We start from the raw sequence: 15,561 nt of genomic DNA on the forward strand, positions 1-15,561 counted from the left end.
GTACGCATCGCTTCAAAGCATCGGCATATGCAGATGATGCGGATCGGCCATCATGTCCGCCACGCGCCTTAGCGCTTCGCGGCAATCCTCGCGATCCTGTGGCCCGCCGAGACACAGCCGCAGCGCATTCGGCGGATTGCCATCGGTAGAGAACGCGGCGCCGGCCACCGCGCCGATGCCTTGATTGCGCAACTGCAACGCGAGTTCCGGCGCGCTCCAGTCGGACATCGAAGGCACGGGCAGCCAGAGATGAAACCCTTGCGGATCCGCGTCGAAGGCGAGACCTCGAAGCTCCGCCGACGCGATAGCCTGCCTCGCCGCCGCTTCATCGCGAATGGAATCGAGCACGTCGGCGGCGGTGCCATCGTTGATCCATTGCGTTGCGAGCAGCACGGTGAACGGGCTCGGCATGACCGACGTCGCCCGCAACGCTCCCGCGATGCGCTGAGTCTGCCGCGACGTCGGCGCCTTCAGATACGCGACACGCAACCCCGCGCCAAGCGTCTTCGATAAGCCGGTTACGTGATACGTCAGTTCGGGTGCGAGTTCGGCAAGCGTGGCGGGTGCATCGCAAGGCAACATGCCGTAAGGCTCGTCCTCGATGATCGGGACGTTATAACGCAAGGCCACATCGGCCAGCGCTTCGCGCCGCTGCCGCGTCAACGTCAACGTGCTCGGATTCTGCAAGGTCGGATTGCAATAGAAGCCGCCGGGCTTTTCCGTTCGGCACAATGCCTCGAACGCATGCGGCAGCGGTCCTTCATCGTCGCGCAACACGGCTTGCAGACGCACGCCCAGTTGCGATGCGATCGCCTTGATCCCCGGATAAGCGAGCGAATCCAGACAGATCATTTCACCCGGCCGCGCAAGCTGCGAAACGAGCGCGACGAGCGCGCCATGAATGCCGGGACAGACGAGCACGGTATCGACATCGACATCGGGAATGCGCGCCTTGAGCCACTCGCGGCCCGCAACGCGATCCGCCGTCGTGCCGCCGAAGTCCTGATAGCGCAGCAACTGAAACGGATCGGCTCGTTCCATCAGACTCGCCGCCGATGCACGCAGCCGCGCCGCGAGCGCGGGCGGTTCGGGTGGCATGTTCATCGACATCTCGACACTGCTGCCGCCCGCGAGCGGCAAGGTCTGCGTCCTGCCGCGCACGAACGTGCCGCTGCCTGCGCGTGAATCCAGCAGGCCGCGTTTGCGCGCTTCGGCATACGCGCGCGCGACGGTCGTGTAGTTGAGCCCGAGCAGATCGGCGAGGTCGCGCAGACCGGGCAGCCGGTCTCTCGGACGAAGCCGGCCGCTCGCCAAGTCTTCCTCGATCAGATCGGGAATCGTCAGATAAGCGGGCTTTCTGCTGTCTTCAAGCTTCCTGACCCAGTGATGCGCAAGCTGATTCATGACCGCGATGTCTCCGGCGATGGTTCGGATGACCTTAGCATGACAAAACAATCGATCGAAAAGAGATCGCATGCGTTGATCGCACTTGATTGCATTGATCGCATCGATGCACGGCTTCGGTGTGCCGCGCACCATGCACACGCTTTTCTGCGCTGAAATCGTGCGTGGGGTAGGCGGGCATGAGCGAGGCGGCGCGTCGCGAAGGCCCGTGAATCAAGGCTTCCGCAAAAAATTTTCGCTTCCCGCATGCAAGATCGTTTTGCTTGATTGCAAAGTGATTGCATTTCGCGGGCCAATCATTGGCATATCCGTTGCGTTTTAGCGTTCGCCGTCGCGATGAATGCGATCGACCACGATCGAGAGCGACGGCTCGTTCGCGAACCCATACATCGGAGAATGCCATGCCCGCAGTCAATCAACCGCTTCACAAGAACGGCGACTTTCTGGTCGACTACGAAGAGAAAGTCTTCGAGGATGTGAAGGCCGAACCCGGCGAAAAGGCGCTCGTCACGTTTCATACGGTTGCGTTCGAAGGCTCGATCGGCTTCGTGAACATGCTGCAGGCCACGCGTCTGCAACGCAAGGGTTTCGATACGTCGGTGCTGCTCTACGGTCCCGGCGTCACGCTCGGTCTGCAACGCGGTTTTCCGACGCTCGGCGACGAAGCCTTCCCCGGCCATCTCAACTTCAACAAGCAACTGCAGAAGTTCATGGCCGAAGGCGGCAAGGTGTACGCGTGCCGCTTCGCATTGCAGGCGCTTTACGGACACGGCGAAGCCTCGCTGATCGAAGGCATTCGTCCGATCAACCCGCTCGACGTGCTCGATCTCCAGTTGCTTCATCGCAAGGAGAATGCGCTCGTCATCCATACGTGGACCGTGTGACGATCATGGCCGATGCCCTTTCGAAAAAGCGCATCGTGCGCGCCGCCGCCGTGCAGATCACGCCGGACTTCGAGCGTCCGAACGGCACGCTCGACCGCGTCTGCACGGCCATCGACGAAGCCGCGGCGCAGGGCGTGCAGCTCATCGTGTTCCCCGAGACCTTCGTGCCGTATTACCCGTATTTCTCGTTCGTGCGCGCGCCGGTGGCATCGGGCGCGGATCACATGAAGCTCTACGAGGAAGCGGTCGTGGTGCCGGGGCCGGTCACGCAGGCGGTGGCCGAACACGCGCGGCTCGCGAACATGGTCGTCGTGCTCGGCGTGAACGAGCGCGATCACGGCAGCCTGTACAACACGCAGCTCATCTTCGATATTGACGGCAAGCTGCTGCTCAAGCGCCGCAAGATCACGCCGACGTTTCATGAACGCATGATCTGGGGACAAGGCGACGCAGCCGGTCTCAAGGTCGTCGAAACGGGCGTCGGACGAGTCGGCGCGCTCGCGTGCTGGGAGCACTACAACCCGCTCGCGCGCTATGCGCTGATGACGCAGCACGAAGAGATCCATTGCAGCCAGTTCCCCGGCTCGCTGGTCGGTCCGATCTTCGCGGAGCAGATCGAAGTGACGATCCGCCATCACGCGCTCGAATCGGGCTGCTTCGTCGTCAACGCGACGGGCTGGCTCACCGATGCGCAGATCGAAGCCGTCACGCCCGACCCGAATCTGCAACGCGCGCTGCGCGGCGGCTGCAACACGGCGATCGTCTCGCCCGAAGGCCAGCATCTCGCCGAGCCTTTGCGCGAAGGCGAGGGCATGGTGATCGCCGATCTCGACATGGCGCTCATCACGAAGCGCAAACGCATGATGGATTCGGTCGGTCATTACGCACGGCCCGAACTGCTGAGCCTCGCGATCAACGATCGCCCGGCATCGCCCGTCACTTCCTTCAAGGACACCGAACACGATGAGCGCCCGAGAGAACCTGCCGGCATCGACACGGCAATTGATGACTGAGCTTCAGTCGACGGGCCTGCGGCTCGTCGATCCGCGCGCGGGCGTGTCGAGCCGGCGCGGCGGCGCGGGACCGTCGGATCACAAGGCGGTCACGGTCGATGGCGTGACCATCATGGTGCCCGTGCATACGAGCACCGCGTGGGAATCGCCGTTCGTCGCCGGGGAGCCCGATGCGAACGGCAAGAGCGCGCTGATGCGCAACACCATTCCGATCGCGAGCATCAGCTTTCCGAAGACGCCGCGCTTCTATGCGATGCAGACGCTCGACGGCGTGCCTTACTCGCACATCGCGACGCTGCATAGCGCCGACGTGCTCGCGACGACCGTGCTGCAAACCTGCATCCGCTACGAGAGCCGGCGCAAGTCGTGCAGGTTCTGCGCGATCGGCCAGTCGCTCGCGGCGGGGCGCACAATCGCGCGCAAGACGCCGGAGCAGCTTGCCGAAGTCGCGCGCGCAGCCGTGCTTCTCGATGGCGTCAAGCATATGGTGCTCACGACCGGCACGCCGCCCACATCCGATCGCGGCGCGCAGATCCTTCGCGAAAGCGCGTTCGCGATCAAGGCCGCGGTCGATCTGCCGATCCAGGCGCAATGCGAGCCGCCCGACGACGATCGCTGGTTCGAGCGCATGAAGGCAAGCGGCATCGACACGCTCGGCATGCATCTCGAAGCGGTGACGCCTTCCGTGCGCGAACGCATCATGCCGGGCAAGGCGACGGTGCCGGTCGCGCGTTACATGGAAGCCTTCGAGGCGGCGGTCGCCGTATTCGGACGCGGACAGGTGAGCACGTACATTCTCGCGGGACTCGGCGACAGCGCGCAGGCCATCGTCGATACGGCGCGCGAGCTCATCGCGCTCGGTGTGTATCCGTTCGTCGTGCCCTTCGTGCCGATCAGCGGCACGCCGCTCGAAGATCATCCCGCGCCCACGCCCGAATTCATGCGCTCGGTGCTGGCGCCCATCGGCGCGATGCTCGCAAACGCCAACATGCGTTCCGCCGATATCAAAGCGGGCTGCGGCAAATGCGGCGCGTGCTCGTCGCTTTCTTCGTACGAGGTGTGACATGTTCGTCGAAGCCATCGAGGGCGATGCATTCGATCTCGCCTATACGCCGGTCGAATATCGCGTCAAGTGGGCGACGCTGCCGTGGGAAGCGGATGAAGCGTACAAGCTGCGCCGCGCGGTGTTCTGCATCGAGCAGGGCGTGTTCGTCGGCGACGATCGCGACGAGACCGACGAACGCGCGCAACTGCTCGTTGCGCTGAGTTGCGTCGCGGGCATGCCGGAGCAGGTCGTCGGCACGGTACGCATCCACGAGACGCAGCCGCGGGTGTGGCTCGGCTCGCGGCTCGCCGTGCACGCCGCTTTCCGTTCGCACGGCAAGATCGGCTCGACGCTGATCCGGCTCGCGGTGTCGAGCGCACACGCGCTCGGATGCGAGACTTTTCTCGCGCATGTGCAGGCGCAGAACGTGCCGCTTTTCCGGCGTCTGCGCTGGGACACGCAGCGGGAAGAGACGCTCTTCGGCCGCCCGCATCATCTGATGCGCGCGCAACTCGATGCGTATCCGCCGTGCGTCACGCCGCAAAGCGGATTCGTCGCGCTGGCGCGGAGGCCGTCGTGAACGCGCTGGCCGGTCTCGTCGAACGCTTGCGCGAGAGTCGCGGCTTTCGTCACAAGAGCGATATCTCGGGCGTGTTGTCGCGGCTGCCTGAAGGCGCTCAGGCCGTGCCGATAGGCGACGACTGCGCCGCGATTCCCGATGGCGACGGCTATCTGCTCTTCGCCATCGAAGGGCTGGTGAGCGACTTCGTGCGCGCGATGCCGTGGTTCGCGGGCTACAGCGGCGTGATGGTGAACGTGAGCGATATCTACGCGATGGGCGGACGTCCGCTCGCCGTCGTCGATGCGCTGTGGAGCGGCGACGCGCAAGCGGCATCCGAGGTGCTCGCGGGCATGGCGGCGGCATCGTCGGCGTATGGCGTGCCGATCGTCGGCGGCCATAGCAACGTGCGCAGCGACCGCGCGCAGCTCGCGGTGGCGATCGTCGGGCGGGCCAGGAAGCTTTTGACGAGCTTCGACGCGCGCCCCGGCGATGCGCTCGTGATGGCCGTCGATTTGCGCGGCCGTTTCGAGGAGCCTTATCCGTTCTGGAATGCATCGGTGAGCGCGCCTGCTGGCCGCGCGCGCGGCGATTACGAACTGCTGCCCGCGCTAGCCGAAGACGGCCTGTGCGATGCCGCGAAGGACATCAGCATGGCGGGCGCGCTCGGCACCGCGCTGATGTTGCTCGAATGCTCGAAGGCCGGCGCGCGCATCGATCTCGATGCGTTGCCCTGTCCCGAAGGCGTCGATTTCGAGCGTTGGCTCACGGCGTTTCCGAGCTTCGGCTTCGTGCTGTCCGTGCGTCCCGAACAGGTCGATGAAGTGCTCGCGCGCTTTGCTTCGCGCGATCTCGCGAGCGCGGTGATCGGCGAAGTGGATGCATCGCGTGAAGTCGTGTTGACGCGCGACGGCGATGCCGCGTTGCTATGGAACCTGCACGAGGAGCCGTTCATATGCGCGCGATGAACCCCGCAACCGAGGCTACACCATGCCAGTGATGCATTTTCTGATTCGTTGGCCCGACGGCGTCGAGGCGAACTGCTATTCGCCTTCGACGGTCGTCGGCGAGTATTTCGCGGCAGGCGAAAGCTATAGCGTCGGCGATTTCGTCGCGCGTTCGCGCGAGGCGCTGCACATCGGCTCGGAGCGCGTGCGGGAGAAATACGGCTTCGCGTGCTCGGCCGCGCTCGATCAGCTTGCGCGCATCGAAGAGGATGCGAGCCGCTTCAGCGAAGCGCACGAGGCACGGGTCACCGTGCTGGCGCTCGATTGACTCACTTGTCGAATGGTAGAGGGATTGAATATGTCGAACATCGATTCAGCACAGACCGCGCCGGCGCATTACAGCGTGATCGTCATCGGCGGCGGACAGGCCGGGCTTTCGGCCAGCTACTTCCTGAAGCAGGCCAGCATCGATCATCTCGTGCTGGAGAAGCACAGCGTCACGCACACATGGCGCACGCAACGCTGGGACACGTTCTGCCTCGTGACGCCCAACTGGCAATGCGCGTTGCCGGGGCATCCGTATCAGGGCGCGGACCCGCACGGCTTCATGAAGAAGGACGAGATCATCGACTATCTCGATGCGTTCATCGCCAAGGTGAATGCGCCGGTGCTCGAGGGCGCGGCGGTCACGCGCGTCACGCGCGACGCGCAAGGACGCTTCGCCGTGACGAGCACGCGCGGCGCGTTCACGGCGGATCAGATCGTGGTCGCGTCGGGCGGCTATCACACGCCGATCGTGCCGCGCATGGCCGAGCGTCTGCCCGCTGACATCGTGCAGGTGCAGTCATCGGAATATCGCAACGCCGGTGCGCTGCCGCCCGGCGCGGTGCTAGTCGTCGGCTCGGGTCAGTCAGGCGCGCAGATCGCGGAAGATCTGCATCTGTCGGGACGCAAGGTTCATCTCGCGGTCGGCGAGGCGCCGCGTTGCGCGCGGTTTCATCGCGGTCGCGATGTCGTCGACTGGCTCGCGGACATGCGCTATTACGACATGCCCGTGACCGATCATCCGCTGCGCGAAGGCGTGCGCGACAACACCAATCATTACGTCACGGGCCGCGACGGCGGACGCGACATCGATCTGCGCCGCTTCGCGCTCGAAGGCATGGAACTGTTTGGCCGGCTCGAAGACTTCCGTGACGGCAAGCTGCGTTTCGCGACCAACCTGCGCGCGAATCTCGATGACGCCGACGATACCTATAACCGCATCAACGCGAGCATCGACGGTTTCATCGCGAAGCACGGCATCGACGCGCCTCCCGCCGCGCCTTATGTACCCATCTGGCAGCCGCAGGAAGAGCGCGCGGAGCTCGACCTGCAGGCGAGCGGGATCACATCGATCGTATGGTGCATAGGGTTCACGCCGGACTTCGCGTGGCTCGATGCGCCGGTGTTCAACGGACGCGGTTATCCATCGCATACGCGCGGCGTGACGGCGGTGAAGGGCCTCTATTTCGTCGGCTTGCCGTGGCTGCATACGTGGGGCTCGGGCCGCTTCTCCGGCGTGGCGCGCGATGCGCAATACATCGTCGATGCGGTGTGCGCCGAGCGGGCAAACGCGCCGGAGCGCGCGTCGATCGCGTGCGCGTAAAGGAAGCTCATGCCTCGTCACGACGATACGTATCGCGCCGGCATGCCGCAGCTCAATTGCGCGGGGCTCTCGGAGAACTGGCTGCTGAAAGAGTGCGGCGACCGGCATTGGGACGCGCTCGCACGCGAAACGGCGAGCGACTTCATCTCCGACGAAGGCGGCCGCGCGTATGCCGCGTTCACGTCGATCCGGCTGCGCGCCGAAGGCATGCACGATGTGCGCGAGAACGACGCGCTCTGCATACGCACCGAGCTTTCGCGTGTGGGTCCGGTGCGGCACTTCAGCGAGCATCGCGTAAGCGGCAAAGGCGGCACGATCGCCGCGTTGTCGATGATGTCCACCTTCGTGCGACGCACCGAAGCGCGCAACAATCGCTCGGTCGCGCGGGCGAGCTTTGCGAACCTCAAAGGCGAGATCGCGCCGATGAATCCGCTCATCGCCGACATGCAGGATAGGGCGCGCAAGCTGCGCCTGCGTGAAGCAGGAGCGAGCATCGACGGAATCGCTTTGCACGAGGCGGAATGCGCGCCGGTCGAGTTTATGCCGTGCCCGTACAGCGACTTCAACGGCGCCGACTTTCTGTACTTCGCGAGCTTCCAGGCGTTCGTCGATCGTGCGGAATGGCAAACGTGGCGTCTCGCGGACTTGCCCGCGCTCGTGTCGCGCGAGCTGCATTATCACGGCAACATCAACGTCGGCGAAGGGCTGCGGGCCACGTTTCGGCGCGTGTCGATCGACGATGCGCGCATCGCGCACTGGTGCGAGATCGAGCGCACGCGCGATGGCGTGAAGATCGCCGACGTGCTGACACACAAGACACGGAGACGCGCATGAACCGCGTACCGCGCAAGCCGCTTTACACGGCGGTCGATCTGGAAGGTCTCGCGCATCTCGACTCGATGCCCGGCGCCGCGCCGTTCGTGCGCGGACCGTATCCGTCGATGTACACGACGAGACCGTGGACCCTGCGCCAGTACGCCGGTTACGCCGATGCCGCCGATTCGAACCTCGCGTTTCGCCGGGCGCTCGATCGCGGCGCGCAGGGCTTGTCCGTCGCGTTCGATCTGCCGACGCAACTCGGCTACGACTCGACCGACGATGAAGCGCGCGCCGATGTCGGTCTTGCGGGCGTGGCCATCGATACCGTCGACGACATGGCCCGTCTTTTCGAAGGCATCGCGCTAGAACGCGTCTCCGTGTCGATGACGATGAACGGCGCCGTGCTGCCCGTGCTCGCGGCGTACATCGTCGCGGCGGAGGAACGCGGCATCGCGATGGCGTCGCTCTCCGGCACCGTGCAGAACGACATCCTCAAGGAGTTCATGGTGCGCAACACCTGCGTGTTCGCGCCGGAACCGTCGATGCGAATCGTCGCGGATGTCGTGCAGTTTTTGAGCGAGCGGATGCCGCGCTTCAAGGCGCTGTCCGTTTCGGGTTATCACTTTCAGGAAGCGGGCGCGGATGCATCGCTGGAGCTGGGGCTGACGTTCGCCAACGCCCGCGCGTATGTGCGTGCGCTGCGCGCGCGCGGCCTGAACGCGGATGCCGTCTGCGAGCAACTGAGCTTTTTCTTCGGCGTCGGCGCGGACTTCTTTGCGGAGATCGCGAAGCTGCGCGCGGCGCGGCTCATCTGGTCGAGCATGGCCGAGGAAGAGGGCGCGACGTTGGCGAAGAGTTGCGCGCTGCGGATGCATTGCCAGACGTCGGGCTGGTCGCTCGGCGCGACGCGCACGCAAAACAATATCGTTCGCACGACCGTCGAAGCGATGGCGGCAGTGTTCGGCGGCACGCAATCGCTGCACACGAATGCACATGACGAAGCGCTTGCGTTGCCATCGGCATCCGCTGCGCAGCTCGCACGCGACACGCAATTGATTCTTCAGCACGAGATGGGGCTGTGCGAGGTCGTCGATCCGTGGGCGGGCTCGTACATGATGGAATCGCTGACGGCGAGCGTCGCGGCTCAAGCGCGCGAGATCGTCGACGAAATCGAGGCGCGCGGCGGTGCGCTCGAAGCAATTCGCACGGGCTGGGTTCATCGGCGGATTCAGGAGCGTGCGGCGGCGACGCAGGCGCGCATCGATTCGGGAACGCAGACGATCGTCGGCGCGAACGCGTTTATTGCCGACGATGCCGACGACGATGCGCCCGCCCGTCTCGCGATCGATGGCGAACGCGTGCGCGTGCAGCAGTCGCACAGAATCGCCGACGTGCTGCGTCGGCGTGACGAATCTCGCGTGCGTACCGCGCTCGCCGCATTGACGCGCGCCGCACGCAACGATGCCGGCAATCTGCTCGCGCTGACGATCGATTGCATGCGCGCCCGCGCGACCGTGGGTGAATGCACGCGCGCGCTGGAAGCCGTGTGGCCGCGTCATGATCCGGCATCGGCGAATACGACACGCGTGTACGGTGAATGTCGCCATGACGACGACGCATGGCACACGGCGTGCGCTCGCGTCGCGCAACTCGGCGAAACGCTCGGCCGAAAGCCATGCATGTTGATCGCGAAACTGGGACTCGACGGACACGATCGCGGCGCGAATGTCGTGGCGTGCGCGCTGGAAGATGCAGGCTTCGATGTGACGGCTACCGGATTGTTTGCATCGCCGGCGCAGGCCGCGAAGCTCGCTGCGCAACGGCCGTACGATGTCATCGGCGTCTCGTCGCTTGCCGGTGCGCACAGCACGCTCGTGCCTCGATTGCTGCGCGAGCTTGCGGAGCGCGACGTGCACACGCCGCTCGTCGTCGGCGGAATCGTGCCCGACGAAGACGCCTTCTTGCTGCGAAAGAAAGGCGTCGCCGACATATTCAATCCAGGTTCGACGATGCACGAGATCGTCGAACGGCTGGTGAAGTTGATCTGCCCGGACGCGCGCTCCGAATCGCGCCTGGTCACTTCGCAGGCCGACTTCAGATGACGTCGCTCAGCGACTTGATCCATCCGGCGATGACCACGATCCCGAGCATGGCGACGACCGCTTTGCGAACCATCGACAAGCGGTCATGTCCGTCCGAAGACCTGCCCAATTTGCCGGCGAGCGCGCCGATCATCGAAGCGGGAAGGGCGGCCAGCGACGCCACGCCGAGGTACAGCAGCACCGACGTCATGCTCGACTCGAACGTCGATTGCGCGTTGAGGTCGATGGTCACGAGGCCGCCCACGCTCATCACCGCGCCCGCGATCGATCCGGCGCACAAGCCGTAGAGCGCGTTGAAGGCGCCCCGACGCGACGCCGCGATCAGCGCCGCGAGCGCCGCCGTCAGCGCGATCGGCATGACGATCGCGAAGCCGCTTTCGCCCGCGCGTTGCGCGACGTGCAGCAGCGCGGAGAACGTCGCGTAGATCGTGCTTTCGGCATCGTGCGGAAGGAAGCGGCGAAACCGCAACAGTTCGATCCAGAGACAGAAGACGAGCCCGGCGATGATGCCCGTCGACAGCGCGCGGCCCGGTCTGAACTCGGGAAGACGCAAGCGGAATGCGTCGTCGAGAAAGACCCACGACGACGGCGCGAGCTCGCGGCGCGCGCGGCCGAACCATCGCGATGCCCACGGAAAAAGCCACGACCCGAACGCCGCGATGACCACCGGCGGCGCGGCCATCACGAGCGACGTATAGAACGTCTGATGCGGCCCGAGCGTCACGATCGACATCGACGCGAACGTGCCCCACGCGAACATCCCCGCGACGCCCGCGATGGAAACCGCGCTCGTCAGCCTGAGCGCGAAAAGCGGCGAGCGGCTTCTCACGGCGACGCCAGTCCACGCGGCGGCCGAGCGCGCGATCCAGTCGCAGATCATCCAGCATCCGATGGCCGCGAGCACGAGCGCGACCGCGTGGACTTCGAGCACCGTCGTCAGCGTGTCGGCGGTCATGCGCGGCTGGGCCGGGCCGCCCCAAAGCAGCCCCGCGCCGAGGAGCATCTGATTGACGAAGTAGCCGAGCGCGAACACGGCGCCCGCCGCCGCCGTGCCCTTCACCGGATCGCGGCCGTTCAGCACCGCTGCATAGGCGCCGCGCCAGACGCCCGTCGTGAGCGCGCCGATCGCGAAGATCATCACGGCGAGCGGCACCACCGCCGACGCGATGATCGTCACGCGCAAGACCGCCGCTTGCGCTTCGCCGGGCACGAGGCCGAGCACGAGACCGTTCATCGTTTCGATGACGACGCCCGCGCCGAAGCCGATGCCGAGCGCATCCCACTTGCCGAGGCGAAAGAGCGGCGTGGTGTCGGCGAGCACGGCGCGACGCGCATCGCCGCGCGGATGCAGGCTCAGGAACGTGCGCGCGCGCTTGTTGCTGTCGTCGCGCATCCGCGCGAGCACACGATCGACGTGAACGGGCGAGCCGTCCCATTGCGACGCTTGCACGTCCGCGTAAAACTCCCTCACGCGCAGCACCGACGCGCCCGACAGCAGCACGAGCGCGCTCCACAGCACGGTCTTTGCGAGCAGCCAGGCGGTGTCGCGCAGCGCGTGCCCGGCAAACAGAGCGACGCCGAGCAAGGGCACGACGCTCACGATGACGAACGCGAAACACGCGGCAATCGTCATGAACGTCTTGTCGATGTCACGGTTACGGATGTGCGCCAGTTCATGCAGGACGATCGCGCGGAAGGCGGCGCGATCCGCGTAGAAATAATTGGCGACGAACGCGCCGGAGAGCGCGACGTAATAGTCGCGGCGACGCCCGAACGTGACCGGCAGGCCGGTCGCGAGCGGAATCCAGACGAACGCGGGCGGCGGATTCAACTGCGCTTCGCCGCAAAGGGCGATGAGGGCATCGAAAAGACCGGGCGGATCGTCCTTTGCGATCGGCACGAGCCGCTGCGACTTCAGCTTCCACGCGGGAAAGCGCCAGTAGAAGACGCCGGCGAGCGCGAGCGTCGCGACGATTCCCGCGACTTTCCACGCCATTTGCGGCCGCAGAAGCGCCATGCAATGCGCGAATTGCGGTGCGAACTGCACACGCATTTCCGAAGCGGACAGCACGTCCCGAGTCAGTAATCGCGGATCGAAAACGCCCGCGAACATATCCGACGCGCACGCGACGAGCTTTTCCGTCGCCTCGACGTGCAGGCTTTCCCAGAAATGCCCATAGAACTGGATGCTGACGCACACGATAAGCACGATCAGCAGATCGAACCTCAGCGCGACGTCGGACGGAAACGGCAACGGATTGAGCCGCGGTCTGCGCGTGTTCGTCGTGACGGATTGCAGCACGATTCGCTCACTTCTTCGGCAGGGCCAGTTGCGCGACGACGGCATCGGCGAGGTGCGCGGCTTGTGCGCGATCGAGACGCAGGCGCGAGCCGGCCGCGATCACATGGCGATGGACTTCGCCCAACTGTTCGGGGCTCAGGATCGCGACGGCTTCGGGTTCTTCGCCCCGGAACATCTTCCGCACGCGCGCGGACACTTCTTCGCCGATGGCCGTTTCCGCCGCCTTGAGCGCGATGCCGCCGAGGATCGGCATGATTTCCGACACGACTTGAAGCACGAGCGGCGTGAAGAGGATCGAGAACGATTCGGCGCCAAAGCCGAGCGCGGCATCGCGATTTTTCGATGCCTTCATCGCGGCGTCCGGATCGGCAAACCACGCCGCGCTCGCCGCCGCGAAAAGCGGCAGCTCGTTCGGCGCGAGCTGCATCAGGACATTGCGGGACAAGTCCCGGATCAGGTCGTGTTCGGCGGTCGAGCCCATGTGTTGTCTGAACGCGTGGCTGCGTCTTCGTGTGTGGAAGAAAAGTGTTCGTCGTTAAGGACGAAGCAGCGCACCCGGTTCTGAACCGTTGCGGTCAACACTTCCGAACAAAATGTGCGCTACCGCACGTTTCGCCGCCTTTCAGTTTGTTTTAACGATTGAAGCCCGTTCGCTGATAACACGACTAGCGCGGCTCAAAACAGGGCATGTTTTCGCTTCACTGGTGCTCGGTGAAAACGCGCGTCACTTTCCAAACGTTTGCTTCGTAAAAACTCAATCGTCAGACAAACAGGCGCGAACCTTGCATTGATCGGGATACAAAACCGACCCTACGAAGAAGCCACATGTCCAATCCGCAAGCTATCGTCGATCTGACACATGAAGTCAAACGCCTCGCCTCGGGCAAGATCAGCGACATCAACGATATCAACCGCGAGACCACCTTCCTGGCACTGAACGCGCTGATCGAAGCTGCCCGCGCCGGCGATGCGGGCAAGGGCTTCGCTGTCGTCGCCAAGCAGGTGAAGCATGTATCGACACGTATCTCCGACATCACGGCCGGCCTCAACAAAGAGCTTGCCGGATCGCTTGCGACGCTCACGGAACTCGGCGACAGCATGATCGAGCGGATGCGATCGCTCGACGGTCAGCGGTACACGGACCTTGCGTTGAACATGATCGACATCATCGACCGCAACCTGTACGAGCGCTCCTGCGACGTGCGCTGGTGGGCGACGGACTCGGCATTGGTCGGATGTCTCGCCGATGAGCGCGCGGCGGCGCGCGATCATGCCTGCAGCCGCCTCAAGGTCATCCTGGATAGCTACACGGTTTATCGGGATCTCTGGGTCGTCGATGCGAACGGCGTGGTCGTGGCGAACGGACGTCACTCGACTTACGCGGTGCGCGGGCAGAACGTGGCGGGCGCGGAGTGGTACAAGGCCGCAATGAAGACGGCGTCGGGCGCGCAATACGTGGCGTCGGATGTCGAGACAGTCGCGCCGCTCGACAACGCACAGGTCGCGACGTATTCGACGGCGATTCGCGAGGGCGGCGCGCCGGATGGTCGCGTGCTCGGAGCGCTCATCATCTTCTTCGACTGGGCGCCTCAAGCCGAGACCGTCGTCAAAGGCGTTCGCCTGAGCAACGAAGAGTGGGCGCGCTCGCGCTGTCTGATCCTGGATTCGTCGTTTCGGGTGATCGCCGCGTCGGATGGCAAGGGCATCCTCAACGAGCGCTTTCGCTTGCAGACGGGCGGCAAGGAATCGGGCTTCTACCGCGATGCCGGCGGTGCAGTCGTATCGTTTGCAGCGACGCCCGGTTACGAGACCTATCGCGGTCTGGGCTGGTACGGCGTCATCTGCCAGATGCCGGCATGAGACATCGGCGGCCGCTCAACGGCGCGGACTTCGCTTCTTGCGCTCGCGAAGTTCGCTGCCTGTATCGACCGGCGTGAAGGGCGCCTGAAACCGGCTGACCAGGAAATCGATGAACGCGCGCGCGCGAGCAGTCTGATTCTTCTGCCGCGGATAGTAGACGAAGAGATCGGCCGAGGGCAGCACGGTGTTCGGCATCACGAGATTGAGCCTTCCGCTTTGCACGTACTTCGCGAGATCCCATTCCGAGCGGATCAGAATGCCGTGTCCGTCGAGCGCCCAGCGAAGCACGATATCGCCGTCATTGCTCGACAGCGCGCCCTTGACCTTGATCGCCTCGATGTGGTCATTGACGATATAGCGCCACACGCCGTAGGCATCGTCGTTCTGTCGATGAATGATGCAGCGATGCCGAGCCAGTTCTTCGACGCGCTCCGGCGTGCCGTATTTCTCGAGATATTTCGGCGACGCGCATAAGAACCGCCGGTTGCTCATGATTCGCCGCGCACTGAGCCGGCTGTCCGGAAGATCGCCGAAGCGTATCGCCAGATCGAACGCGCCTTCGATCAGATCGACAGGACGGTCCGTTACTTCGAACTGGACTTCGACGCCCGGATAGCGCTTCGCGAATTCCGAAACGATCGGGGCGATGGTCGTCCGGCCGAATCCGAGCGTTGCATTGATGCGCAACGGGCCTTGCGGATCGCGGCTCGCGACCGATAACGCCTCTTCCATCTCACGCACCTGTCCGACGATGTGAGTCGCGTAGCGCAGATACGTTTCCCCTTCGGGCGTGAGGCTGACGCTGCGGGTCGTCCGGTTGACGAGGCGCACGCCGAGCCTTTGCTCGATGACGCCAAGCCGCTTGGTCGCGGCGGGCGGAGACAGATCGAGCGCACGCGCCGCCCCCGACAAACTCCTGAGCTTCGCAAGCAGGATAAAGAACTCGAAGTCGGTCGCGGTCTGCGTTTCGGTATTCAC

The 15,561-nt window shown here is 64.5% G+C and carries 14 protein-coding genes; 10 read left to right on the forward strand and 4 right to left on the reverse strand.

Translation table 11 applies throughout. From position 1 onward, the window contains the following. Positions 1-12: 12 nt before the first annotated feature. Positions 13-1,404, reverse strand: a complete 1,392-nt coding sequence (locus NCS02_RS33910; RefSeq protein ID WP_008345729.1) for an aminotransferase-like domain-containing protein — start codon at positions 1,402-1,404, stop codon at positions 13-15. A 401-nt stretch (positions 1,405-1,805) separates the two neighbouring features. On the opposite strand from NCS02_RS33910, the gene NCS02_RS33915 reads away from it, so the two are divergent. The 9 genes from NCS02_RS33915 to scpA are packed head-to-tail and all read left to right on the forward strand — an operon-like array spanning position 1,806 to position 10,421. Next, positions 1,806-2,288, forward strand: coding sequence for an MSMEG_0572/Sll0783 family nitrogen starvation response protein (locus NCS02_RS33915; protein WP_008345727.1), 483 nt, complete (start codon positions 1,806-1,808; stop codon positions 2,286-2,288). A 5-nt stretch (positions 2,289-2,293) separates the two neighbouring features. Continuing rightward, the gene (locus tag NCS02_RS33920) at positions 2,294-3,301 is read left to right on the forward strand and encodes a Nit6803 family nitrilase (RefSeq protein ID WP_250520525.1); all 1,008 of its coding nucleotides are present in this window, start codon (positions 2,294-2,296) and stop codon (positions 3,299-3,301) included. Next, positions 3,294-4,364 (forward strand): MSMEG_0568 family radical SAM protein, encoded by a 1,071-nt coding sequence (locus NCS02_RS33925; RefSeq protein WP_250520526.1) that lies wholly within the window; start codon positions 3,294-3,296, stop codon positions 4,362-4,364. Before NCS02_RS33920 ends, NCS02_RS33925 begins: the two co-directional genes overlap by 8 nt. A 1-nt stretch (position 4,365) precedes the next feature. Next, positions 4,366-4,926: an MSMEG_0567/Sll0786 family nitrogen starvation N-acetyltransferase gene (locus NCS02_RS33930; protein ID WP_175982167.1), complete on the forward strand. Its 561-nt coding sequence runs from the start codon at positions 4,366-4,368 to the stop codon at positions 4,924-4,926. Further along, on the forward strand, positions 4,923-5,873 hold the full coding sequence (locus NCS02_RS33935) for a sll0787 family AIR synthase-like protein (RefSeq protein WP_250520527.1): 951 nt from the start codon (positions 4,923-4,925) through the stop codon (positions 5,871-5,873). Before NCS02_RS33930 ends, NCS02_RS33935 begins: the two co-directional genes overlap by 4 nt. 22 nt (positions 5,874-5,895) lie before the next feature. Further along, positions 5,896-6,180: an MSMEG_0570 family nitrogen starvation response protein gene (locus tag NCS02_RS33940; RefSeq protein ID WP_008345717.1), complete on the forward strand. Its 285-nt coding sequence runs from the start codon at positions 5,896-5,898 to the stop codon at positions 6,178-6,180. Between the two features lie 30 nt (positions 6,181-6,210). Further along, positions 6,211-7,500 (forward strand): MSMEG_0569 family flavin-dependent oxidoreductase, encoded by a 1,290-nt coding sequence (locus tag NCS02_RS33945; RefSeq protein ID WP_250442205.1) that lies wholly within the window; start codon positions 6,211-6,213, stop codon positions 7,498-7,500. A gap of 9 nt (positions 7,501-7,509) precedes the next feature. Beyond that, positions 7,510-8,334 carry a Pnap_2097 family protein gene (locus tag NCS02_RS33950; RefSeq protein ID WP_250437868.1) on the forward strand — a complete coding sequence of 275 codons (825 nt, stop codon included), beginning with the start codon at positions 7,510-7,512 and terminating at the stop codon, positions 8,332-8,334. Beyond that, a complete protein-coding gene (gene scpA / locus NCS02_RS33955; RefSeq protein ID WP_250520528.1) occupies positions 8,331-10,421 on the forward strand; it encodes a methylmalonyl-CoA mutase in 2,091 nt (696 codons plus the stop codon). Before NCS02_RS33950 ends, scpA begins: the two co-directional genes overlap by 4 nt. Here scpA and NCS02_RS33960 read toward each other — a convergent pair. Further along, positions 10,414-12,723, reverse strand: coding sequence for a M48 family metalloprotease (locus NCS02_RS33960; RefSeq protein ID WP_250520529.1), 2,310 nt, complete (start codon positions 12,721-12,723; stop codon positions 10,414-10,416). The genes scpA and NCS02_RS33960 overlap by 8 nt on opposite strands. A gap of 7 nt (positions 12,724-12,730) precedes the next feature. After that, complete coding sequence (locus NCS02_RS33965) at positions 12,731-13,204, reverse strand: hypothetical protein (RefSeq protein WP_250520530.1); 474 nt, start codon at positions 13,202-13,204, stop codon at positions 12,731-12,733. A 344-nt stretch (positions 13,205-13,548) separates the two neighbouring features. On the opposite strand from NCS02_RS33965, the gene NCS02_RS33970 reads away from it, so the two are divergent. Beyond that, positions 13,549-14,583, forward strand: a complete 1,035-nt coding sequence (locus tag NCS02_RS33970) for a methyl-accepting chemotaxis protein (protein ID WP_008345706.1) — start codon at positions 13,549-13,551, stop codon at positions 14,581-14,583. Between the two features lie 15 nt (positions 14,584-14,598). On the opposite strand, the gene NCS02_RS33975 is transcribed toward NCS02_RS33970, so the two are convergent. Next, a complete protein-coding gene (locus tag NCS02_RS33975; RefSeq protein ID WP_250437872.1) occupies positions 14,599-15,561 on the reverse strand; it encodes a LysR family transcriptional regulator in 963 nt (320 codons plus the stop codon).

Origin of the sequence: Caballeronia sp. NCF2 (assembly GCF_023631205.1) — a bacterium.
Taxonomy (GTDB): domain Bacteria; phylum Pseudomonadota; class Gammaproteobacteria; order Burkholderiales; family Burkholderiaceae; genus Caballeronia; species Caballeronia zhejiangensis.